This is a genomic window from Paraburkholderia sp. Clong3 (assembly GCF_050436485.1).
Taxonomy (GTDB): Bacteria; Pseudomonadota; Gammaproteobacteria; order Burkholderiales; family Burkholderiaceae; genus Paraburkholderia; species Paraburkholderia tuberum.
Window position 1 is genome coordinate 3,049,113 of the sequence record NZ_JBNDMH010000002.1, and the last position, 23,673, is coordinate 3,072,785.

Annotated in this window: 19 protein-coding genes and 1 pseudogene; 7 read left to right on the forward strand and 13 right to left on the reverse strand. The window is 59.2% G+C overall.

What is annotated here, in order from left to right:
• Positions 1–17: 17 nt before the first annotated feature.
• On the reverse strand, positions 18–218 hold the full coding sequence (locus OKW30_RS18225; protein ID WP_090802271.1) for a hypothetical protein: 201 nt from the start codon (positions 216–218) through the stop codon (positions 18–20).
• Between the two features lie 122 nt (positions 219–340).
• Positions 341–772 carry a Cd(II)/Pb(II)-responsive transcriptional regulator gene (cadR, locus tag OKW30_RS18230; protein ID WP_184074348.1) on the reverse strand — a complete coding sequence of 144 codons (432 nt, stop codon included), beginning with the start codon at positions 770–772 and terminating at the stop codon, positions 341–343.
• A gap of 81 nt (positions 773–853) precedes the next feature.
• Between cadR and OKW30_RS18235 the strand changes: the two genes are divergently transcribed.
• Complete coding sequence (locus OKW30_RS18235; protein ID WP_429347296.1) at positions 854–3,289, forward strand: heavy metal translocating P-type ATPase; 2,436 nt, start codon at positions 854–856, stop codon at positions 3,287–3,289.
• Between the two features lie 30 nt (positions 3,290–3,319).
• Here the strand turns inward: OKW30_RS18235 and eutC are convergent, their stop codons facing one another.
• Together eutC and OKW30_RS18245 are read right to left on the reverse strand one after the other, a co-directional pair.
• Positions 3,320–4,111: an ethanolamine ammonia-lyase subunit EutC gene (eutC, locus tag OKW30_RS18240; protein ID WP_429347297.1), complete on the reverse strand. Its 792-nt coding sequence runs from the start codon at positions 4,109–4,111 to the stop codon at positions 3,320–3,322.
• Entirely contained in the window at positions 4,108–5,502 is a 1,395-nt protein-coding gene (locus tag OKW30_RS18245; RefSeq protein ID WP_429347298.1) for an ethanolamine ammonia-lyase subunit EutB, read from the reverse strand. The genes eutC and OKW30_RS18245 overlap by 4 nt, the downstream gene beginning before the upstream one ends.
• Before the next feature lie 365 nt (positions 5,503–5,867).
• Here OKW30_RS18245 and OKW30_RS18250 point away from each other — a divergent pair, with 365 nt between their 5' ends.
• The 5 genes from OKW30_RS18250 to OKW30_RS18270 all read left to right on the forward strand — a co-directional run bounded on the left by OKW30_RS18250 (position 5,868) and on the right by OKW30_RS18270 (position 10,955).
• Entirely contained in the window at positions 5,868–6,170 is a 303-nt protein-coding gene (locus OKW30_RS18250; protein WP_429347299.1) for a helix-turn-helix domain-containing protein, read from the forward strand.
• Between the two features lie 809 nt (positions 6,171–6,979).
• Positions 6,980–7,423 (forward strand): hypothetical protein, encoded by a 444-nt coding sequence (locus OKW30_RS18255; RefSeq protein WP_429347300.1) that lies wholly within the window; start codon positions 6,980–6,982, stop codon positions 7,421–7,423.
• 168 nt (positions 7,424–7,591) lie between these two features.
• Positions 7,592–9,157, forward strand: coding sequence for a recombinase family protein (locus OKW30_RS18260; RefSeq protein WP_429347301.1), 1,566 nt, complete (start codon positions 7,592–7,594; stop codon positions 9,155–9,157).
• On the forward strand, positions 9,154–10,056 hold the full coding sequence (locus OKW30_RS18265; protein ID WP_429347302.1) for a plasmid partitioning protein RepB C-terminal domain-containing protein: 903 nt from the start codon (positions 9,154–9,156) through the stop codon (positions 10,054–10,056). Before OKW30_RS18260 ends, OKW30_RS18265 begins: the two co-directional genes overlap by 4 nt.
• The gene (locus OKW30_RS18270; RefSeq protein ID WP_429347303.1) at positions 10,053–10,955 is read left to right on the forward strand and encodes a plasmid partitioning protein RepB C-terminal domain-containing protein; all 903 of its coding nucleotides are present in this window, start codon (positions 10,053–10,055) and stop codon (positions 10,953–10,955) included. Before OKW30_RS18265 ends, OKW30_RS18270 begins: the two co-directional genes overlap by 4 nt.
• Positions 10,956–12,729: 1,774 nt before the next feature.
• On the opposite strand, the gene OKW30_RS18275 is transcribed toward OKW30_RS18270, so the two are convergent.
• Both OKW30_RS18275 and OKW30_RS18280 read right to left on the reverse strand, forming a co-directional pair.
• On the reverse strand, positions 12,730–13,290 hold the full coding sequence (locus OKW30_RS18275) for a hypothetical protein (RefSeq protein WP_429347304.1): 561 nt from the start codon (positions 13,288–13,290) through the stop codon (positions 12,730–12,732).
• Between the two features lie 64 nt (positions 13,291–13,354).
• Positions 13,355–14,171: pseudogene (locus OKW30_RS18280) on the reverse strand (SIR2 family NAD-dependent protein deacylase).
• Positions 14,172–14,419: 248 nt separating this feature from the next.
• Between OKW30_RS18280 and OKW30_RS18285 the strand changes: the two are divergent.
• Positions 14,420–14,740: a hypothetical protein gene (locus tag OKW30_RS18285; RefSeq protein ID WP_429347305.1), complete on the forward strand. Its 321-nt coding sequence runs from the start codon at positions 14,420–14,422 to the stop codon at positions 14,738–14,740.
• Positions 14,741–14,998: 258 nt separating this feature from the next.
• Here the strand turns inward: OKW30_RS18285 and OKW30_RS18290 are convergent, their stop codons facing one another.
• From OKW30_RS18290 to OKW30_RS18320, 7 genes are all read right to left on the reverse strand, one after another.
• A complete protein-coding gene (locus tag OKW30_RS18290; protein WP_429347306.1) occupies positions 14,999–15,781 on the reverse strand; it encodes a hypothetical protein in 783 nt (260 codons plus the stop codon).
• Between the two features lie 65 nt (positions 15,782–15,846).
• A complete protein-coding gene (locus tag OKW30_RS18295) occupies positions 15,847–16,350 on the reverse strand; it encodes an HAD domain-containing protein (protein ID WP_429347307.1) in 504 nt (167 codons plus the stop codon).
• 1 nt (position 16,351) lies between these two features.
• Positions 16,352–16,873 carry an HAD domain-containing protein gene (locus OKW30_RS18300; RefSeq protein ID WP_429347308.1) on the reverse strand — a complete coding sequence of 174 codons (522 nt, stop codon included), beginning with the start codon at positions 16,871–16,873 and terminating at the stop codon, positions 16,352–16,354.
• A 57-nt stretch (positions 16,874–16,930) separates the two neighbouring features.
• Positions 16,931–18,787 carry a TniQ family protein gene (locus tag OKW30_RS18305; protein ID WP_429347309.1) on the reverse strand — a complete coding sequence of 619 codons (1,857 nt, stop codon included), beginning with the start codon at positions 18,785–18,787 and terminating at the stop codon, positions 16,931–16,933.
• On the reverse strand, positions 18,784–19,761 hold the full coding sequence (locus tag OKW30_RS18310) for a TniB family NTP-binding protein (protein ID WP_429347310.1): 978 nt from the start codon (positions 19,759–19,761) through the stop codon (positions 18,784–18,786). The genes OKW30_RS18305 and OKW30_RS18310 overlap by 4 nt, the downstream gene beginning before the upstream one ends.
• Positions 19,758–21,746, reverse strand: coding sequence for a hypothetical protein (locus OKW30_RS18315; RefSeq protein ID WP_429347311.1), 1,989 nt, complete (start codon positions 21,744–21,746; stop codon positions 19,758–19,760). The genes OKW30_RS18310 and OKW30_RS18315 overlap by 4 nt, the downstream gene beginning before the upstream one ends.
• The gene (locus OKW30_RS18320) at positions 21,743–22,465 is read right to left on the reverse strand and encodes a hypothetical protein (protein WP_429347312.1); all 723 of its coding nucleotides are present in this window, start codon (positions 22,463–22,465) and stop codon (positions 21,743–21,745) included. The genes OKW30_RS18315 and OKW30_RS18320 overlap by 4 nt, the downstream gene beginning before the upstream one ends.
• Between the last annotated feature and the right edge of the window lie 1,208 nt (positions 22,466–23,673).

The following is a 23,673-nucleotide window of genomic DNA, read 5'->3' on the forward strand; positions in this document are numbered from 1 at the left end:
GTCTGTAGGAATCGCGATTACTCAGCCATCGGGCCCTGATCGGGGCGGCCCGGCAACTGCTCGTACAGCACCGCGCCGTTGTCGCCGTCGAAACGCTCGACGTAATTGCGCGCGCCGCACAGCGGGCAGCGGAACAGCAGCCCCTGGCCTTCGTTCTTGATGACGACGTCGGATTGCTCCCACTGCGCGCCGCAGGACTGATTTCTACAGGTGAACACGTTGATTCTCCAACTGGATTCGATGATCGATCGGCAAGGTCGCACATGCGGCCTCGCCGTGTATGGGGTTGCCGCGCCGGCGCTGCGTCGTGACGCGATAGCGCTCGACGGCAAGCATGGCGTCAGCCGAGATGCGTATGCCGCGGACGCGGCACGGCCACATCCATGTCGGTCAGGCCGTGCACGATGCCGCAGTCTTCGACCGGATGCTCGCCGTGGCATTGGTCGCGCAGCGTCGTCAGTTGCGCCTTCAGCTGCTGCAGTTCTTCGATACGCGTGTCGATGTGCGCGATGTGCTCGTCGACCAGCGTATGCATGCCGCCGCAGCCGTTCGCCGGCGCGTCGGTCAGACGCAGCAATGCGCGGATTTCGTCGTGAGTCATGTCGAGCGCGCGGCAATTGCGGATGAAGCGCAGGCGCTCGACATGCTTTGCCGTGTAACTGCGGTAATTGGCTTCGGTGCGCTCCGCCTCGGGCAGCAGGCGCTCTTTCTCGTAGAAACGGATGGTTTCCGTCGTGCAATGGGCGATTTTCGCCAGTTCGCCGATTTTCATGGACCCTTCCTCCACGCGGCCTTGACCTTGTAGTGGCTTCAGGGTGTTTACTAGACCACAAATCGCACGAGGAAGCCACCAATGCCTGACACCTGCCGTATTGCCACCGATCGTCCGGAACGGGAGGAAGCCTGTACACACGGGGGTTGCGGCGACGTTGATGCGCGGCGCGGCCATGCTCACGGCAGGGGCACGGGTGAGGGACGTGGGCATTCGCATGGCGGTGAACATGCTTGTGGCGCCGACGTGGGCGACGGTGATCGGCATGAAGGGCACGATCATCAGGACGGTCATGATCACGGCCACGCCCATGATCACGCTGCTGTCGCTTGCTGCGCCGCTAGCGCTTTTGCGCCTGCGTCGCTGCGCCTGCCTCCGTCCGAAGCCGTCGGCGACGACCTTCGCACCGCAATCCGCATCCTGCAGATGGACTGCCCGACCGAGGAAGCGCTGATCCGCAAGAAACTCGGCCGTATGCCGGCCGTGCGTAGCGTGGACTTCAACCTGATGCAGCGCGTGCTAACTGTCGTCCACGCGCCGGAGGCGCTCGAGTCGGTCCTCGCCGCCCTGCGCTCGCTCGACTTCACGCCCGAACTGGCAAGCGACGCCGGAAAGGGTGGGAACGCCAACGCGGTGCCCCAGGCAGCCACTGACGCAATGCGCAAGCCGTGGTGGCCCCTGATCCTCGCCGGCATCGTCGCGGGAGCCTCAGAAGCCGCTAGCTGGCTCGGCGCGCCGGCCTGGGTGGTGGCGGGTATGGCGGTCGTCGCGATTGCCTCCTGTGGCCTCACGACATATCGCAAGGGCTGGGTCGCGCTGCGCAACGGCAACTTGAACATCAACGCGCTGATGAGCATCGCCGTGACCGGCGCGGCGCTGCTCGGCCAGTGGCCCGAAGCCGCAATGGTGATGGTGCTCTTCACGATCGCCGAGCTGATCGAGGTGCGCTCGCTCGACCGCGCGCGCAACGCGATCGAAGGGCTCATGCGGCTCACGCCCGAACAGGCCAGCGTGCAGCAGCCCGATGGAGCGTGGCAGCCCGTCCGCGTCGACGCGATCGTGCCCGGGACGCTCGTGCGCGTGAAGCCGGGCGAGCGGATCGCGCTCGATGGCGAAATCGTCGCGGGCCGCTCGAGCGTCGATCAGGCGCCGATCACCGGCGAGAGCCTGCCCGTCGACAAGGCGATCGGCGACGCCGTATTCGCCGGCACGATCAACCAGGCGGGCTCGTTCGATTATCAAGTGACGGCGGCCGCCGGCAACACGACGCTCGCGCGGATCATCCACGCGGTCGAGGAGGCGCAGGGCACGAAGGCGCCGACGCAGCGCTTCGTCGATGAATTCGCGCGCGTTTATACGCCGATCGTGTTCGCGATTGCGCTCGCCGTCGCTCTGGTCCCACCACTCGTGTTCGGCGGAGCGTGGCACGCGTGGGTGTACAAGGCGCTGGTGCTGCTCGTGATCGCGTGTCCGTGCGCGCTCGTGATTTCGACGCCGGTGACGATCGTCAGCGGGCTCGCGGCCGCGGCGCGCAAGGGGATTCTGATCAAGGGTGGCGTTTATCTCGAACAGGGTCGCAAGCTGACCCGGCTGGCGCTCGATAAGACCGGGACGATTACGCACGGGAAGCCAGCGCAGACGGAGTTTGAGGTGGTTGGTGACGCGGGTGAAACGTTCCGATACCGTACGCTTGCGGCAAGCCTCGCGGGCCGCTCCGACCACCCTGTTTCGATGGCGATCGCTGCTGCCGCCAATAACGACGGCGTCGAACACCTACATGTCGAAGCATTCGAAGCGATCGCTGGACGCGGCGTGCGCGGCGATATCGACGGTATCGGGTACTGGCTCGGCAATCATCGCCTGGTCGAGGAACTGGGCCGCTGCTCGCCGCAACTCGAAGCGCGTCTCGATGCGCTCGAACAGCACGGCAAAACCGTCGTGATGCTCGCCGATGCGCAGCGCGTGCTCGCGCTGTTTGCGGTCGCTGACACGGTGAAGGAAACGAGCCGCGCCGCCGTCGCCGAATTACGGCGGCTCGGCGTCGGCACCACGATGCTGACCGGCGACAACCGTCATACCGCCGAGGCGATCGCGCAGCAGGTCGGCGTCGATGAAGCGCGCGGCGATCAGTTGCCCGAGGACAAGGTCGACGCGGTCACGCAATGGTCGAGCGATGGCGCGACGGTCGGCATGGTCGGCGACGGCATCAACGATGCGCCCGCGCTCGCGCGCGCCGACATCGGCTTCGCGATGGGTGCGATGGGTACCGACACCGCGATCGAAACCGCCGACGTCGCGTTGATGGACGACGATCTGCGGAAGATTCCGACGTTTATCCGGTTGTCAAAGGCGACGTGCGGAGTGCTGGTGCAGAACATCGCGCTCGCGCTTGGCATCAAGAGCGTGTTCTTCGTGCTGACGTTGATGGGCTTCGGCACGATGTGGATGGCGGTGTTCGCAGATGTCGGTGCGAGTTTGCTGGTAGTGGGCAATGGGTTGAGGTTGTTGCGGAAGTGACGGGCGCGTGAGGTTTGCGCTCGTTGCGTCCTACGCTGAACCGTCGTTCACGGCAGGATGCGTCGGAGCGCTGGCTAGCAGCTCATCGCTGTCGTCTTTCAAGCCCACCCCTGTCAGTCTCAGCTTCCTCGCCTGCGTGAGCAGATAGTGCAGCTTGTGCGCGGCCTGCGGATAGTCGAGGCCTTGCGGGCGCACGTTGGAAATGCAGTTGCGCTGGGCGTCGCTGCACCCCGTTTTCGGCGCGTACGTGACGTAGATGCCGAGGCTATCCGGCGAACTCAAACCCGGCCGCTCGCCGATCAGCATCACGACGATTTTCGCGTCGAGCAATTCGCCGATCTCGTCGCCGAGTGCGACGCGCGCCTGACGCGCGACCACTACGGGACCGATGGTCCAACCCGCGAGCTTTGGATGTATAGCTTGCAGCAACGGTACAGCCTGCTTCGATGCGGCGAACGCCGATAGACCATCGCCGATCACAAACAGTACATCGCTTGATTGCGATGGCAGTCGGGCAAGCGTCGCGCGACTCTCCTCCGACAGACGCCGCCCGAGATCAGGGCGCCTCAAATAATGCTCCCGATCCGGCGCGGCGCTATGCACGTCAAGCGTGTTGAAACCTTGCGCGCGCAGCTGTGCGTGCAGCGGGTCCACGTCGAGCGGATGGTGCACGGCGTCGCGCGCCTGCGCATGCGCGAGATTGAACGCGAGCAATGGTGCGGTCGGCAGGCTGTTGCCCGCGCGGCCCAACGCGATGCGTGCCTGCGTAAACCGACGCAGTGCGTTCCACGGGTCCTTGTCGAGTGCGTCGTTCTCGCTCATGCGATCCCCATCCAGTCGCGCGCGCTCTCGAGCAGCGGTTGCCGCGCCGAAGCGCCGATCAACGCGCCGCGTGCGTCGATGATCTGCATCGACTCCAGCCATTCCTCGAATTCCGGCGCGCGGCGCAAACCGAGCACGTCGCGCACGTACAGCGCGTCGTGAAAGGACGTGCTCTGATAGTTGAGCATGACGTCGTCCGCGCCAGGTACGCCCATGATGAAATTGATGCCCGCTACGCCGAGCAGCGTCAGCAGATTGTCCATGTCGTCCTGGTCCGCTTCGGCGTGGTTCGTGTAGCAGATGTCGCAACCCATCGGCACGCCGAGCAGCTTGCCGCAGAAGTGATCCTCGAGACCCGCGCGCGTGATCTGCTTGCCATCGTACAAATACTCGGGGCCGATGAAACCGACTACCGTGTTCACCAGAAACGGCTTGAACTTGCGCGCGACCGCATAGGCGCGCGCCTCGCAGGTCTGCTGGTCAACGCCGAAATGCGCATCCGCCGACAACGCGCTGCCCTGACCCGTTTCGAAGTACATCAGATTGCTGCCGACGGTGCCGCGTTGGAGCGACAGCCCCGCCTCGTACGCTTCCTGCAGCAGCGCGAGCGAAATGCCAAAGCTCGCGTTCGCTTTTTCGGTACCGGCGATCGACTGGAATACGAGATCGACCGGCGCGCCTTTTTCCATCGCGGCGATCGTGCTCGTCACGTGCGTGAGTACGCACGACTGCGTCGGTACCTGATAGCGCTGGCGGAAGTCGTCGATCATCTGCAGCAGCTTCGTGATCGCGGCGAGGTTGTCGCTCGCGGGGTTGATGCCGATCAGCGCGTCGCCGCAGCCGTACATCAGGCCGTCGAGCATCGAGGCGGCGATGCCTTTGACGTCGTCGGTTGGGTGGTTCGGTTGCAGGCGTACGGACATGCGGCCCGGCAAACCGACCGTGTTGCGAAAGCAGGTGATGACCGGGCGTTTACGGGCGGCGGTGATCAGGTCCTGGTTGCGCATCAGCTTTGAGACTGCGGCGACCATTTCTGGTGTTAGGCCCTCGGTGATGCGGGTGAGTGCGTCGGTGTCGGTTGTGGTGCTGAGTAGCCAATTGCGGAAGTCGCCTACCGTCAGATGGGAGATTTCGGCGAAGGCTGCTGGCGAGTGATCGTCGATGATCAGGCGGGTGACTTCGTCGGTTTCGTAGGGGATCAGCGGTTCGTTCAGGAACGTGCGTAGCGGCACCTCGGCGAGCGCCATTTTGGCGGCGACCCGCTCTTCTTCGCTCGCTGCCGCGATGCTTGCGAGCTGGTCGCCCGAGCGTTGCGGGCTCGCTTTCGCGAGCAGGGTCTTCAGGTCGGCGAAGCGGTACGTGCGACTGCCGATCGACTCGGTGTAGCTCATGTTTGCGGCTCCATCGCCTCGCGCGAACGCGGGTAGGAATGGGAACGGCGGTTACATGCTGCAGGTTGCTTGCTGCTGGTGCTGGTGCTGCGCACTACACGATAGCGCCAAACGGCGGCAGCGTCACGTTGCGGAGATTGGGGCTGTTTGCCGATGCTGTGTTTGGCGCTCCTGCTCGCGTCCACGGGGCGCGGTCAACAGGCGCTCAACCCCTTTGTGTGCACCGCTTGAAATCCGCAGGATTTGGTAAACGGCCGACACTCGCTGACGTAATACTTTGTTCGCATCCTCTCGCGCCAATTTTCTGCGGTCCAGTCATGAACGAATCAGACCATCGGGCTCGATACGAGACGCGACTCGCACGCGTGCTCGACCATATCTACGATCACCTCGACGAACCGCTCGATATAGGACGGCTTGCGGAGATTGCTTGTTTGTCACCGTATCACTGGCACCGGATTTATCAGGCGATGTATGGCGAGACGGTCGCGACGACCGTGCGGCGTTTACGGTTGCATCGCGCAGCGGGTTTTCTTGCGAGTAGTTCGATGCCGATTGCTCAGATTGCCGAGCGTTCGGGGTATAGCAAGTTTGCAGTCTTTTTCGCGGACGTTTCGCGCGGTGTTTGGTGTACCGCCGGCGCAGTGTCGCAGGCAAGGCACGCATAGCCGGTTTCGGCCGGCGCTTTCAGGAGACGATCAGATGACGATGATTCGTGAGGTCGTGATTCGTTATGTGGAGAGGAGCAAAAACTCGAAGAAAGCCACCAACAGCTGTTTGGCCTGAATGTCGACTCCGCGAGCAGGAAGAAAAGCTCAAGCAGTATCAGCACGTCGACGTATTGTTCATCAGCCTGACTATTAATAAAAAGACCCATAAGTTTCTCAACTTACGGGCCCGTTTTTCTCAGGTTATGCGTCTACCTACACCCACTGTAGGAAGCTTCAAAATCTGAGAATTTGCCACTTTGCAAATCAAGGGTTTGCATCATCTTCGCCTGCATAAGGCGAGACAAAGTCAGGCATAAATTGAGAAATTCCTACTGGGCCTAACAATTTATATTGTGACTCTCGCGTTTAAGAGATTGAGTACCCATCGAACGGGTTGGGCCAAATCAGATGTTCGCGTCCCACACATATAACATTTTATACGTTTGCGCGAACACGCGATAGAACTGGCCCTGTCCCGTCAGCAGCCGTCGCTCAGCTTTGTACCGGGAGCCGCAAAAAATTGCGCTTCAGATGAAATAAATCTAGCAATTTGCGCTCGTGCGCGAATCGTCTCATCGCACGCCGGCGGTCAAGAAATGTCCAAGTTTCTGGGACCGTCCTACTACCGCGTCAAGCAAATTGCGATGGCCGCTTAACGCTGCAGTTACCGGGTTAGGCCTTTTCTCTATTCCGTCTCAGGCCAGTGACCGCGAAGGCTGGTCGAGGCGTCCGCGTCCGCCCGTCGCAACCCGACCTGGAGGGGACTTATGAAATCGACCCGCCTCTGTCTCGCCTGTGGCAATCCGTTCGTGCCGCTGCTGCACGTTCCCCGTCAGCGTTACTGCTCGTCGAAAGCTTGCCAGCGCGCTCGTCGACGCGACTGGCAGACCCGCCGGCTTCGTATCGACGACGACTATCGCGACAACCAGTCCCGGGCGCAGGCGAAATGGCGCGCGGGCCACTCGGGCTACTGGCGCGAATATCGAGCTGCGCATCCGGCGTATCGAGAGCGCAACCGCAGCATGCAGCAAATACGCAATGCGCGGCGAAATTTTGAGCCGATTGCAAACATGGACGTCATTCGGTCCCATCAGCCGCTGGGGTCTGGCTTCTACGTACTGCGCGACGCAGATGATGCCGGCGCTGCAAATATGGACGCGTGGACCGTCCACATCGCCGTGCTGTCTGCGCCTGCAGCGCCGCCAATATGATTGCAAAGAGATGACTTGATTTACATTGGCGTCGGGCCTGCTACCTTTGCCTTGTCACCGTTCGCAACCAACCGCCACCACCTGATGTGAAGCCGTGGCGTTCGCATTTGGGGCTCCCCGTGCGCTCGGTGCCTGCCGCGTGTCTGTGTCTAAGTTGCGGAGCGGAGAATGTCATTCAATAATGCGGGTACAGCAGTCGTAGCTGGCTGTCTGGCAGGACGGGCAGCGGAGTACGTCCGCATGTCGACGGAACACCAGCAGTATTCGACCGAGAATCAGCGCGACCGAATTCGAGACTACGCAACCCGTCGCGGATTCGAAATCGTCCGCACATATGCCGATGAAGGTAAAAGCGGCCTTCGAATCGATGGTCGCCAGGCACTTCAAAATCTCATCGCCGATGTCGTAAACGGCAATGCCGATTTCTGCGTAATCCTCGTCTATGACGTGAGTCGGTGGGGGCGATTCCAGGATGCCGACGAGAGCGCGTATTACGAGTACATTTGCCGCCGTGCGGGCATCCAGGTTGCGTACTGCGCCGAGCAGTTCGAGAACGACGGGTCACCTGTCTCGACCATCGTGAAAGGGGTAAAGCGGGCAATGGCTGGCGAGTACAGCCGGGAGTTGTCCGCGAAGGTGTTCGCCGGTCAGTGCCGCTTGATTGAGATGGGCTTCCGGCAAGGAGGTCCGGCCGGCTACGGGCTGCGCCGCGTATTGGTCGACCAACACGGCCTCATGAAAGCGGAACTGTGTCGCGGCGAACATAAAAGCCTGCAGACGGACCGGGTAGTCCTCATGCCCGGGCCAGAAAGCGAAGTGCGAACCGTCAATCTAATCTACAACTGGTTTATCGACGAGTCGCTCGACGAGTATGCAATCGCAGCTCGCCTGAACGGCATGCATGTGCGGACTGACCTCGACCGCGAGTGGACGCGAGCCACGGTACGGGAAGTACTGACCAACGAGAAATACATCGGCAACAACGTGTACAACCGGGTGTCGTTCAAACTGAAGAAGATGCGGGTGACCAACACACCGGACATGTGGATTCGAAAGGAGGGAGCATTTCAGGCAATTGTGCCAAGCGAGACGTTCTACACGGCTCAGGGCATTATGAGAGCGCGAGCACGCCATTACTCGAATGAGGAGCTAATCGAACGCCTGCGCAACCTGTACCGCAGTCGTGGGTTTCTGTCCGGCGTGGTGATTGATGAAACAGATGGCATGCCATCTACATCGGTCTATGTGTACCGGTTTGGGAGTCTGATTCGTGCCTACCAGACAGTCGGTTTTACCCCCGGCCGAGACTATCGATACATTGAGACCAACCGCTTCCTGCGACAGCTGCATCCGGAAATCATTGCGCAGACGGAAAGGAAAATCGCGGACCTGGGCGGCGCGGTGATACGCGACCCGGCAACCGACCTGCTGACGGTCAACGATGAGTTCACGGCCTGCATTGTGCTCGCACGCTGCCAGGCACATGACAATGGCCGCAATCACTGGAAGGTGCGCTTCGATACGAGCCTCCTGCCGGATATCACCGTTGCGGTGCGGCTCGACCAAACGAACGCTTCGGCGCTCGACTACTACCTGTTGCCACGCCTCGATTTCGGACAACTCCGTATTCACCTCGCTGACCAGAATCCAATCGAGTTTGAGAGTTATCGCTTCGACACGCTGGACTACCTCTATGGCATGGCCGAGCGTGCCCGTCTCAGGAGAGTAGCATGACCTCGCGGCAGCAGCTCGGAGAAATCCGGATGGTCCCCGTCAACCAGATTGAAGTCATCAATCCGAGAGAGCGCAATGGTCGAGTTTTCAATGAAATCCTCGACAACATAAAAACCATCGGTCTCAAGAAACCAATCCTGGTCACGCCGCGAGCAACGGCCGGAGGCATAGAAAAATACCTGCTCGTGTGCGGCGAGGGGCGATTGAAGGCGTTCCGCTCCCTTGGGGAAGCGACTATTCCCGCACTCGTTGTGAGCGTGAGCGACGAGGACGCGTTCGTAATGAGTCTGACTGAAAACATCGCGCGCAGACAATGTCGCCCGCTCGAACGGCTTGCTGGCATTCGGCAGTTGCAGGAGCAGGGATATGCGCCGAAGGTGATTGCCGAAAAGACAGGTCTTACGCCGACTTACGTTCACGGCATCCTCACGCTGCTGCGCCAGGGAGAAGAGAGACTTCTCGTTGCAGTGGAGAAAGGGCTCGTCCCCCTGAATGCGGCCCTCACGATTGTCGGCGCCGGCGACAACGACGATGAAATACAGGCTGCACTCCAGGAGGCCTATGAGTCGGGCAAATTGCGGGGCAAGCAACTGATGAACGCTCGCCGTGTCATCGAACGCAGAAAAGCACTCGGGCGAAGCACGGCGCACAATATGACGAGTAAGTCCGCCGCCGTCACGACATCAAGTCTCGTGCGGACGTATGAGCACGAGGTAGAACGCCAGAAGTCGATGGTGAGAAAGGCCGAGTTCACGCAACAGCGGTTGCTATTTGTGGTGGGTGCATTGAGGCAACTGTTTGCCGATGAGAACTTCATCAACCTGCTACGCGCGGAGGGGCTGGCCAGCTTGCCAAAGTATCTTGCCGAACGCGTTTGGCCAATCGGGAGTGCCACATGACTGGCGTAACTCTTGGATTCATCCCCGAGCCGTTGTCGGTGCCGGTCTCCAGCATCTTGCCATCGCGCAGAATCCCGGCGCCCGTGGTCAAATCGCGCAAATTTAAGCAGATAAGAACTTCCATTGAGGAGGTAGGCCTCATCGAACCACTCTCTGTAACGCCTGCGGACCAGTCTTCCGGACAACATGTTCTGCTGGATGGACATCTACGCTTACTTGCCATCCAGGACTTGGGGCACGAGCGGGCTGCCTGCCTGGTCGCGACCGATGACGAGAGCTACACGTATAACAACCGTGTCAATCGCCTCTCCACAATTCAGGAGCACTATATGCTACGGCGTGTTATTGAAAGAGGCGTATCGCCCGAACGATTGGCGAAAACTCTTTCCGTAGATGTATCTCAAATTATAAAGAAGATGTCGCTTCTCGACGGCGTATGCCCGGAAGCGGCTGAACTTCTCGGAGACCGGCAGTTCTCGCCGGAGCTTGTTCGCGCTATTCGCAAAATGAAGCCCACGCGGCAGGTCGAATGCGTTGAGCTGATGGTGGCTGCGAACAATGTTTCAGTCTCCTACGCCGAGGCATTGCTGGTGGCAACGCCTGCAGCGCGTCTTGTGGAGGGCAAGAAGCCGCGCAAACTGACCGGCGTTAGCCCGGAGCAGATGGCGAAAATGGAGCGGGAAATGAGCAATCTGCAGGGGCAGTACAAGCTCGTCGAACAGACCTACGGTCAAGACGTGTTGAACCTGGTGCTTGCGAAAGGATATCTCGCCAAGCTCCTCGAAAACGAATCTGCACGGCAATACGTTGCCCAACGCCATCCGGACCTGATGGTGGAATTCGAGTCCATCATTGCAACCATTTCTCTCGACCAGCAGCAATTCAGCACGGTCCTCTAGTCGAACCCTCACTAGAGGCGGTCCACATCGCGTGCGACGAGCTGCGACATGGGCGCCGTCGCTTGACCTCTGCGCCCCCTCGACGCGCTGGAGAATACAGCCAGGCCCATAAAAAATGACTTGCCGCATCTCGTGTTCCTGCGTCGTGGCGACGAAATTAATCCCGGCTTTGGTCGTACCGGCAAAATGTTCGGCTTCCAGCAAGCAAAGTCCGACGAACGGTGCGACGCGCCAGAACTTGCCTCGCCCCCGACGAGAGGGAAATGACTACGCGTCGTTTCGACGTTTGCATGACTGGCTGCGGTTCGATAGCTTCGATGGATGTGCGCCGATGTTGATTCTCGCGCGTACACCCACGTAGTCGTGCTTCGTCTCGTCGAACCGACCGGTGCGAACTCGCCAACCATGTCGGATTTGTCGGCAGTTCTCCGGCGCCCCTTAGCCTTCTCGCCATCGACTTGCCCGTTCCTCTACCCCTAGCGACGGCGCCCCGTCTGTCGCTACGAAGCGTTGCATTCGGTAGGAGCGGGGACGGCTGGCGCGGCTATCACTCTATGTCACGGACTTTGATATATGTCATCGACGCTGATATAGCCCACTGGCCGGAATGGTGCGGTCGATGGCTTTTTCCAAGTCAGTATCCATCTGCCGAAGAGAAATCAGCAAATTCCTGTCGGTTAGGCTATGAGTCTTGTTTCTTTTCAGCAACTAAATGCAGGGTCGGCGGTACTGGTCGTCGGTGCAGTCATTGACGTGGGCATCCTGAGGCTTCGCACGCGAGTCGGAGGTTCCAGCGAGCTAATCGATTGATTCATAAGGATTGGCCATATAAAACTCGCTTTTCAATTGTACGCGGCCAATTGGGGTACGAATTAGCAAGAGACGGATTGCTGGCGCTGAACACGCCTGCTGCCCCGCCGCCCAACCTGCCGGAGGGTATCCGGATGAAGCTCTGCAAAAAACCGCGATGCGTAAAGTTCGCTCCCAGCTTCGCGGACGCGGCCATATCGACGCAATGGCACACCCACTGCAGTCGGCGACCACACGGCCTCCGCAACGGGGACAGCGAGCTAGGCGCGAGAATGTAGTGGCACGACCCCCGGGCGGTACATGGTGGGCGTTCCCCTTCGCGCGACTCATCGAGGCATATTTACAGAGAGTCGCGCCTTTGCTCGAAATCGGCAGCCCCTGCGCTTTTTCTCGACGGCTTCTGCAAGCCAAACCAACCGACCCTATCCACGGCGAGTCGCTGCAGACAGTCGAGGGAATCTCGCATGCCGCGTTCGCAGTGGAACAGGGGCAGAGCCCAAACGACTCAAGACATCGTAAGCTACTAACTCGACGAACACGGTAGGTCTAAGGCTTCGTGCCGCTGCCAAATGCAAATAGAATTGAGTGAAACTGGCCATGCCGTGCAATTCTATTTGCATGCTCGCAATTTTGCGCAGATGAAAGCGAGCTAGGCCCGCCACCCCCGAGCGGCCGCGCATACTGTCCGAGTGGAGGGTACCGGCGTACGCGCGTATGGAGGTCTGGCGGAAAGGCTGTACGAATCGCCATAGTGTTGTCGCTCCTTGTTGGCGTAGGCGTTGGATGCCGTCAAGGACTGCTGAGGGGGCGCTTTACTCACTTATCGGCTCAGTATCTGGCCGAAACCGAGCAGATAAATGAGCAGATTGCCCGGAGCGAGCTGATTTGAGTGGATTGCCGAGATAAGTATGGACGCCTTTTCGCCCGATGGGTCCCGCGTTCCCCGGCCCCCGTCCGCACTAAATTACTGCGGCCTCGTTTGCCAAAGAACGAGGTCGAGCATTTTGACGTCAGTCACATCCGCGTCGGGATAAAACTCCCGGAATTTGGAGACGAGGAAACGGCCACGTACTGAGGCCAAAAACGCCTTGAATTCGAGCTCTAGTGAGGCGTAGACATCGCATATACCTGAAAAGCGATTGCGGGCGTATGCGGCGGGTAGTTTGAGCCCGACATTTTTAAGGACCCAGCCATCAATCACTGGCTTCGAAGGATGGATTGTCGCAACGAGCTTGCTAACAAATGACGCTTCATACTGGGCGATTGAGTCTAGCATCGACTTCAATGCGTCGTGGAAATCAACGCCCGTGTGTAGCTTGCTGACCAACAACTGGTAATACGCGTTTCGCCAATCATCATTTCGGCGAACCTTGTAAAAGTCGTTGAAGCGCCGCTGAAAGTCAGGGGCGACGATACGTGAAGGTCCCAAGGAAACCTGATGTTGAATCCATAGATACTTTGCCAGCCCGGTTTGAACTAGTGGTAGGGCGTTTAAAATCTGCTGTTCGTTCAGGATGATTGGCATGAAGTGGTTGTCTATTGAGGTGAGAAAGTCGGAGCGGTAGGCGGACGGTGCAAGCGTTTCGCCATCATTGGTTCAGTTGTTCATCGATGCGTCGAAGAGTCTCTAGTGCGCCCCCAGCGATGCCAATGCCAACATCCTGTTGAATTTCAGGTTCGCGCAGATTGATGCGAATGACGTGAGGCCCGAAATGTTCACTGAGGCGGCGAAGAGTCGGAATGGCTGGACCTGCCCCTTGCTCGATTACGGCCAAGGAGCCGCTGGACTTTAGCCATGCCGCGAATTGCGCTTTTCGCTGTTCGACGGTCGTTTCGACCCAATTCCAATTGTTGAACATCAAAATTTTCGGACGGGCCAGGCCGCCGCAACGCGGGCATGTCGGCATGGCATTGACGAGTTCGCAGGTTTGCTCATTGACGGCCGGGACGAAGCTCACGGCCGACCATGTATCGCTGGTGCAGGCGTTCAGGCACTGCAGGACGTGAATCGTGCCGTGGCATTCAAGTACTCGCTCTGGCGGGAAATCAGCTTTCTGAAACTGCCCGTCGACGTTGCTAGTGAATACGAATGCACCGTGCCGCTTCCACGATATCCATCGACGCAAGATGCCAAACCCATCATGGGGTTTCGTTACTCGATAGAGGGCAAGGTTGTGCCCATAGAAGCCCCAGCTCAGTCTGGGGTATGCTTCGAATGCGGCCGGATTCGCCATCTCCTGGGAACGTCAGTCCATGGGGACGTAGTGCTGGATACGCGCGCCAGAATCCTTCCGCTCCACGAAAGTCCGGCAGGCCGGAGTCCACGCCCATGCCCGCGCCGGCTGTAATCAGCAGGCCATCGGCATCTCGAATCCACTTCGCTGCCTGTTTTGATTGCCTCGTCACCCATGCATTAAGTCCCCTGTATCTTGCCAATTCCACAATCAATCCGTCCGGCTGACTCGCGGCAATGTCATCGTCCGGCGCCATACCGGTTCGCGAGAGCGAGATAGTCCCGAGCGAACTCTTCTCTCAAAGCGTGGCGCACAGAACGCCGGGGCTGACCACGCTCGGCACCGCCGGGAAAAGACAAAAAGGAATCGGGCAAAGGCAGCGCAAGCATCCCGAAAGATAAATCGCAAAAGAGGAAGGTGATGCCGACTCAGCTCCGCACGCACGAAACCTCGCTGGACCAACAACCTTTCGTTACCCCTTCAAGGTTGGCGACCTGGCAAGCGCGTAATCCGGTGGCGAAATTTCGGCACTACGCCGCGCTGATAGACACCGGCGCTTTGCTGTTTGGTATGTTATTCGCGATAGACCACAAGGCTGCTTCGTTCCGTTCCGCAAAACGAAGACCTATGAAACGGTCGCTGCGCGTCCGCCCGACGCGAAGCCCGTGCCGTCGCGGCTGCATGGTCGAGCCGGATTTCTCACCAGTTCTGAGAAGTATCATTTTCGATGAAACCTTTTGATACTTTACGCCAGACTTGAATTCTTACACATGCCCTTCATAGGAACCTGAGGGGCCTCGGTACCGCGAGAGGCGCGTCGCTGCTAGAGGTTACTACTTGATAATAACGCTCGGAGTTTGTTGGCTGAGGTAGTCAGGAAAAACGGAGCGCGACATGAGCGGCCATCGATGTACCCCGACAGGAAATCGCCCGAGGGCTGTCTCGCTAACCGTGCCAAATCGCCCTCCCGCAAAGACTTCGGTTACCATTTATCGCCTCCTAGTAGCGTCTCTTCATGCGGCAAAAGGCTGCCATGATTCGATGCACAACTTCGACAATGCTGTCGGCGCCAGCAACGGAAACTTCCTCCAGTTCGTGCCGGAAGTCCAGGGTATAAACGAGGACACGTGCCACTTCGTCGACAATGCCCACATCCAGCCGCGCCTCCTCGACGTGATTCAAATCTCCCGCTTCGCTGCGTATAACAAGAACGGTAGCCGCGTCCGCACTCGGATAAGGGCCCGGCGGTGCAATATAACCGCCAGCTTCCATCGCCTCCAGCGCGCGTTTCCACAGATTGGTCCTCGGGTCGACGTCAACGGCTGCCACGTATGTCGGCTCGACCTCTTCAGGCTTGTAGCGTCCAGCCCAGATATGCACGACAGTTCGCGACCATTCGGCAGCGTAGGCCCGGGCCATCTCGCGCAACTGGCGGTAGCTTCTGTCGTCGGCCAGTGCCTCAAGAGGGGTGACAGCGCCCAAGTTACCCTGCCTCGAGCACAGGTAATCGAGCCGGCAATTCGGCGGAGCTGGTACAAGAATCCGGCAGACGGATTGCAGGCGTTTTCGGTCGACAGACGGGTCTGCAAGGAGGGCCGGGAAATACTCGACACCATCGACCTCTATCGAAAACGCGCTTCCAGTTGCGACCATCCTTGCAAGTCGCTTTTCGCTCACGCCCAGGCGCTCGCAAAACTCACTCGATGCCAGTAGTTCCCTGCTGCGCACCATCTCACGACGCGCTATCAGCGCCTGTCGCTCGATTTCCTCGCGAAACGTCATTTGCTTCTCCATAGTCGGATTTGAGGTTCCAATGTCAGCTTGACCCAAAGGCCAACAAAGAGAATTCAGACAAGAGGCCTCCCGCCAAATCGCTCAGCCAAACGCAACCGGAACAGGTCGATGACAGCGCGGTCGCCCAGTCCCGAATCGGTCTGACAGTGAACCAGGCGGTCGTAGTAACCCTGAAATCCATCGCGCCGGTCATCAACAGCCAGCCACGACACAATGCTGTGGCGCCGGACATAGCGGAGAATCTGGACACCTCGCTGACGGGTCGGCCATAACACTGAATCCTCCAGCTCTGCTTCGTAAGTAGCGCCGGTCACGCGCTGGCGCAGACCTTCCACGGGAATCGAATCGCGCGCATGCTCAAATCCAAAGCGGGGACACCAATCGGTTGAAAGGACGATTTCGATTTGCGGACAGGGCTCAAGCAGCTCGAGTAACGCCGGCGCAAATTCGAATAGTTGAATCGTGCCAGGTGCGCTGCTAACAACGCCATGTGGTGTAACGTAGCTATCGCCTCGATGCAGCACGCCGTCATAGTCGAGAAAAAGCACCTGTCTCACGTCAGGCCCTCGTCGCATTTGAGAGGAACAGGCGTTTTTCGCGCAACTCGAGCTCGGTCCGCTGCAGGCTCAAGCCGAAGTCAGGGTCGCACAGTACGAGATGCTGACGCGCGTCAGAAGACCATCCGTCGTCGTTGTCGTCAATCGCAATCCAGTAGACCAAACCATTCCATTCAACGTGTTCCCGAGTAGTCCGGTAGCGACTCACCACGTGCCTTTGGTCGAGCCGCCGTTCTACGGTTGGCCAGGTTGCGCCCACCACGCACGCGGCTAGTTCGGCAGGCAGGAGCGGTAGCACACGATTCAGGGGCAACCGCGCTGTCCATCTGCTTCGGAGCACAATCTCGACGTCAAAGTCTGCGCATACGGCGATGAGCGGCTCAGACCATTCAAACAGCTGATGTCCAGGCGCGTCCATTTGTACCTCGAGCCGGCGGTAGTCGAGAATGGCCGCCGGATATTGCAGGACGCCGTCGATATTGGTGAACAACGTCAGCCGCCGCCGTGGCGCCACGATTGTCATAAGGGTCTCCAAATATACCTTTTGATGAAGAAGATGTAGAGGACCGCATCCTCCTATCTATGTCAGTGATTCGCTACTAGAGTCCGCCGAAGCAAGGGAACGTCTAGCCCGCGCACCGACGACCGCCAGTCGTCCGATGTCGGCCATTCGAACAAGACCGCCTCTTCTGGAGCCGTTCGGCAACAACAGCGCCCCGACAATATCGACACCGGTGAGCGTGGTGGAAAGCGATGACGACCTGGTACCCATGGCTTTTGCGAGGTCGGCAAGCGGGACGTAGGTTTGCCGAAACGCAAGCAGGTGTTGAGGTAATACAACTCGGCATGGTTGCCCGCGCAGCATGATTTCCCGCGACTCCAGCAAGCCAACGTTTATCCAGTGAGCAATGCTCTCCCACTTCCAGCCGGTAGACTTCGCCAGCTGCTGAACCGACATGCCCGACTCGAGCAGGGGTGTACCAAAGTACCCGGATACTTCGGAACGCAGGAACCCCATCTGGCCGAGATGTCGTCCGCGAGCAACTGCAACCATCTTGCCGGCGGCGATAGCTTGCATGACTGTCTGAATCGCCCTCTTGTCGCCCATGCGCCGGCTTGTCAGCTCCGCCAGAGTCATGCGCTCGTCATCGTTTTGTGCGTTGTCCTTCGCGAACCGATTCACGTTTTCAAATAGGCTCTGTAACGACTGCAACTGAATCGGTCCGCCTTTGTGGATGTCATGCCTCCAGTTCGCGTCAGCGGCAATGACCTCAGCGTGGACCATATGATTGAGAACCGATTGAGGCACCTTCGCGATTTCGCAGGCCTGCGTGTCGCTGCCCCATTCACTGCGTCGTTGATTGATGCGTTCAATCTCTGCTGCCGGGATTTCGTAGACGAGCCCCCTCGTGCCAAAACGGCGGGTTCGGTACGAGCACTCGCCGGCATTTGCGGCCTTGAGCAGCCGGTCCCGACTGACACCGATGGTCTTCGCTGCGTCGGGAAGACGGACATACTCGGTGACGTTAGCAGCGATGTCCTTCGCAATGTCCAGGCCGAGCACGCCATCGAAATTCTTGGCAGCTACTTCGATGACGACTTTGAGAAACGGCTCAAGTGCATTGCCTTGGCAAATCTTCTTCAGGCAGACGTACCACGGGCCCAGCAGGGTATTCAGCGTACGCGCCTTCGCATTGCCTGCCGCAATGCGCTCGGCAACATGCTTTTCGAAACCCTTGGGCCAATCGGCCAGCAGGTGTTCGAGCGGAGCGAGCGACTCGACGGCTTGCGAGACGGATTTGGCGCTTGCAGCGCTTCGACGGGGCGGGGGCGTTGCGGGGTCGGCATGCAGGCAGAGAGTTCGAACGAGCGCGCACAATGCGTCGACCTTCCCGTGATGGAGCTTCGGAGGAACGCTACCCGGCAGACGCCCATCGCTTGCAATCAGCGTGGATAACCAATGCTGGGACGGGGTCGACGCGACGGCCACGAGAGTGCGCAGGTCATGCCCACATACGCATTGTTCAATTCGCTCGCGGTGCGGTGAAAGATGGTCGCCGCATGCCTGACAGCGGTCTATGAGAAGCGTCCAGTGGTCAGGGCACGCGGTGACGTACGCGTGTTCCCAGGAATGTCTCAGATACACCTCTTTGGTGAGGCATGCCGGGCATACGGCGTCGGACTGCGAACGGCGTAGCCCTCGCCAGCTACGGCAATGCCGCTCCTGCCGGCTTGCAAAGCGTGACCACTTTTCGTCCAGGCCCAGCTCTGCCGCGATATGGTCTGGATGCCCGAGAAGCGCGCTCCGGCTGCGCGTCACGTTGGCGAGCGCCGCCAGCTCGCGCCATCCCCATAGAGCATTGTTCGAGGCGAGACGCCTGTAGTAACCGATTCCCGATTCGTCGTCGAACGGAGAGAAGGTGCTGACCAGGCTCATCGGACGCCTCCTGAGGGCGGGACGATGCGATTCATCGACATGCCGTTGGTCTCGAGCACGTAGGCATGAGCGGTAGTGAGTTCAATCGGAGAGACCTCCAGCTTCACGAACGCGGGAAAGTCCGGATGTCCGGCGGCCTCGATTGCGCGGGCCGCGAGCAGACAGTCTTCCATGGTCAGCGGGCGAGGTGCTTCATACCTCAGCTGGCTCGCGAGTTCCTGCATGAACTTGCTCAACACACCTACCAGACCGCCAGTAAGCAGATAGCACTGGGTCACCAACAATCCAAGGGGTAGCTCAATCGGCCAGCCGAATTCGCTGAACAGGTCAGCGTAGGTGCGTACGCATGACGCGAACGCCTTCTGGTCCGACGGGCTGCGATAGTCGTAAGGCCAGAACTCCCTTTTTGCCGACGCGCGCAGACGCAGTTGTTCGTTACTCTCGAACAGTTTCGCCAGCCGAGGGACGCCGAACAACATGATGGTGATGTTGAGAGCGTCTGCGAGAGACTTGAACCAGTCTCCCGCCGCTCGCGGGGGAACCCTGGCACCGGGCTCAACGAGGTGACTCGCTTCTTCGAATAGAAGAACCCGCGTCGCTGCAAGCCGCAATTGGTCCACCATGCGGTTGAACATCACCCCCGAAGTAAGGCCCTTCTGCTGTAAAGGAACACCTAGGGCAGACAGGACGCTGCTGGGGAGCAGCAGAGGCGAGATATTGGGCAACACGGGCACAACCAGCACGGGCACCTGCCGCTTGCCATCGGCTTTCGATTCTGGATTGGCCCGCGCAAGCGCATTGAGGAGCATCGATTTGCCCACGCGTGAAGGCCCCACAATCCACTCTATGCGCGATGCAAAGCCGTCTCTCGCATCCTTGATGTACCTCGTGAGCACATCGAGTTGCTCCTTAAACGCGAGGTGCTGCAGTTCGCAGCTCTCGATACTTTTCCGAAGTTTCTGGGCCTGATTCACTTCTGCTTTTCTCCATCGATTCGGTTCAACACTGCCAGCGACGGCACGTCGTCGAAAGACTCCTGTTCCGGTGCAATGTCATTCGCACCGGGCATGCCGCTCCTGGGCGGGATTGGGTTCTCGGCGGCGCGACGGATGGCCATCGACTCCTTGACGCGATTGGCAGTCGCCCGATTCTTCTCGGCCTTGCTCTGCTTTTTCGAAGCTGGCTTTCCCGTCGATGCGATGGAATGTGTATGCACGTCGCGACGAAATGCCGTTTTCACGGGTGACTCGTTACTCATCGGTGTCGTTTCCTTAAGGAGCTCCTTAACGCGAGCGAAGGAGTACGCAGGTGTCGTGTCATCAACAAACTCCTCCGTCAACACGACAAGTGGCCGGTCGGGGCCATCGTCGATAAATATTTGCCGATAGTCGTCGGGGTTGACCAACACGTCGAGTGGCACTTCGCCGTATCTGTTCAGCAGGTAGGACAGGTTGTTCCCCTTGTAGTTGAAGCCTCTGCAGGAGATGCCCGTCTTGCGGCTTAAGGTCCTGACTTCATGCTCGTATAGCGTCATCAGCCACTCCGACCTGGGCGGCGGTAACGGCATCGCAAAGAGGTGCTCCTGCGTCAGGCTTTTCCAGCGCATCGCTGGCGTGCTACCTAGCTTCGTGATATCGCGGAAATCGCTGCGTATATGGCGCTCGAGCTCGGTATTTGCCCAGTCCTCGAAATACCAGCGCACAATCCACTGTTCCAGTTCCTCTTCCGACATCAGCTTGTCGCCCAGCGCGACCGGGTCACGCTGACCATCTTTGCCGTCGACGCGGGTGCAGCCGGGCAGCGTTTGCAGGGCATCCTTGAGCGACCGGTTCAGCCGTTCAATGAACGGCTTCCCGTGCGCATGACGCGACTTGCAATGCATGGGGTCGATGTCGAGACGGGTCAGCCTGTCCATCCGTTCGCCCTTTGTCTCCGGGCCGTTGTCGAATATCAGTTGGTGCGGCGCGCCGAAGACGTCAAGGTCGTAAGCCAGACCGAGCTTCGCCAGCCGGGCCTTTTTCGAAAACAGGATGGACTCGACACACTGAAGTCCGTCGGACTCGGTCGCGGCGCCAATGACCATGTACCATCCCACCACCAGACCGGTGCAGCAATCGACGGCATGAACCAGGTACACATTGCTTGTCACGCCATGCCGAGTCATGACAACAAACGGCAAGTGCAATGCGTCCTGCTCCACCCGGTCAAACGGCAAGGCGACGATGATGCGGTTTCTCGCGATGGACTTCGCGGCTGCGACGTCCTTGGGGTCCATCCGGTCGATTTCGGGGTCGACACTGAGATTGCTGAGAATCGTTTTCGCGACGAACCGGCGACTGATGGGTTTGCCTGAAGCGAGCCACCCCGACTCACGGACCCGGTCGTTTACGTACCGGGCGAGGTCCACTAAAGTCCACCTTGACGCCTGCTTCAGGAAGAGAGCGTTCGCCGCATTGCAAATCAGGTCAACGATTTGCTGGTCATACCTTTGCGTGCGATTCCCCTTGTTCCTGTCACCCCGCAGCAACGGCAAGCCATTGCGTCTTGCCTCGGCATATCTATAAAGCGTGGCTCGAGACGGAAATGGGTCTGCGGAGCCAGCCTCTGGATTGTGTTCTTCCTCTGCAATCTGGCACGCTTTTCGAAAACTGACTCCGTACTTCTTCTGAATCTGCTCGACTTTGCGCAGGCACGCCTGCGCTACTTGCAGCTCTTTGTCCAATTCGGGGTCATCCTGCGCCGCCGCGCTGACGCGCGGGGCCCCAGGGCGGACGAGTACCAGGCGGTCGTCAGCGATGCCGTCGCTGATTTCCGATAGTGCCTTGTATGTCTCCTGATGCGTTTCGCGGTCGAATACCTTTATCCACCCGTCGCGCTGCGTCGGGTCAACCACTTGCCAGCGTGTGGTCTCCTGGCCCTGCTCGCGCAATTCGTCGTTATGTAGCAGCCAGCGCTTCATAACGTGACTTCCTCAAGCAGTTCGAGATGACTTAGGTCACCCAGAGTGGGCGCCAGCATCATTTCCCCGTGAATAGCGTACCGCACCACGTCGGCACCGACAGCGCCACTCACGAGCAGTGCCGGTACCAGGTTAGGGGATAGGTCGAGCTCGGCGCATAGCATGCGTAGTGTCATGCGCCGACCGGCACAGACAGCCTCGATTCTTTGAACAAAATCCGGGGACGGCCAAAGGTCGCTGCGAGAAGCAGCCTTCTTGAGTAGCGGAAGGTTACTGCGTAGCGGATGTGGGCCGGCGGGCATCACGACCGTGGAAAACAGGTAACCTCCCGCCTCCAGAATCTGTTTGGCCTGCTCCAGAACGGACTTATAGTCGTCGTCGCCGTCGTGACCTTCCCTCTTCACCTCGATGGCGCTGCGGGGGGCGGTGTGTCTGTCGACGGCAAAGTCAGGGGTGTAAAACTTCGGCCCCTTTCGGTCTTTGTGCTTGAGACGTGCCTCATTTACTGCTTCCGGCGTCTTCAGTAGACGTCCGTCAATCAGGTCGACCTTAAACGGCTGAGCTTTGAACACGCTGACTCTGGGGTCCAGGGCGAGCATGTGAGCAACCAGACGCTCCTCGTCGGACTCAACGACGAGTTGACCGCTCGACTTCGTGCTGTAGGTGAGGAACAGCGCCTTGCCAAACGTCGGAGCAATACGCCGGATACCGGCGTCCACATTCGCCAGGCGTTGCCCCCGCGAACCATAAGATGCTCCGATGGATTTTTGGCGCCTCATTGCAGGCCCCCCACGGAACCACCCGGCAAAGTTGTCGGCGAGTGACGATAGGAAACGCTCCAGCAACCTCTGTCTCTGGAGTCTGGATGGAGCGCACCAACAGGCACAGCCATGCGGCGCCGGCGCCTGGCCGGCCCGGACAGTTCCGAAGGTGCCAGCACAGCCCGTGCTTCAATTCGCGTCATTTGCGTCATAGCTTCTGCATGCGCCAAGGCGCACGCCGCCGCGCCGCTTGTTGAAAGCGGCGGACGGATGGGTTGACAGACCAGTGGACCATGAGACGGTACGCGCTCGTTTAAGCACGGGATGTCCCTACGGAGCCCTCCGATGGAAAGAGACGGGGTCTGGCACGTCGTCTCCCTTTCGCTTACAGCTTCGGCAGTTCGATTCCGAAAGCTCGATATCTCGCCGGGTTAGGGCCCTCCACTCGTGGCGGCAGTCTGCATTTGCGGCCTCGCACTCGGTTTTCACCTGCAGCGCGCCAACTGTCAGCGCAGTGGCGATTTCAACAAGCATCAATGCCACCGAACGCAGCAATCGCCAGCAAGAGGACGATGAGTCACCCGCCATAGGCACTTTGCGAAACGTTCATTGGCCGCTCTTCCGAGGCTCATTGCTTCGAAAGTGGCTGAATTGTACGGGCAGCCCCCGCCCTCGCGCAAGAGCCTCTGAGTTAAAAAGTTATTTGTTATCAATGAGTTATCAATTCCATGAGCCACTTCGCCGTTCGCTTTGCAAACTGTCCGCTGCCCTGGAATTTCCAGCGACGCGACCAGCCCTCGACCCCGTACAAATCATTTCATAGGACAACTGATTTAATGTTTAACTAATGATGAATGGATGACTTCGCGGCGCTTCTGGGAAGGCATATTTTGCGCCAACGCAGTCAGTAACCCGCATGCGGTCCTTGCATGATTCAGGTTGCAGCGAGACCCATCTGCTGGTCGGTGAGCGCGACCGCAAGACGTATAATTTCCTTGGCCATGCGCGCACCATCCATCCCCGCGCTGTCGGATTTACAAATCCAAGGTTTGCCTCTTACTGAGATTCTTTCGTCACACACCCGACCTCGTGTGAGCGCGGCCTTGGGTTCAATTGGTTAAGCGCTATACGGACGGGTAGCCGGTGCCGCACAAAAAAATCGGTTC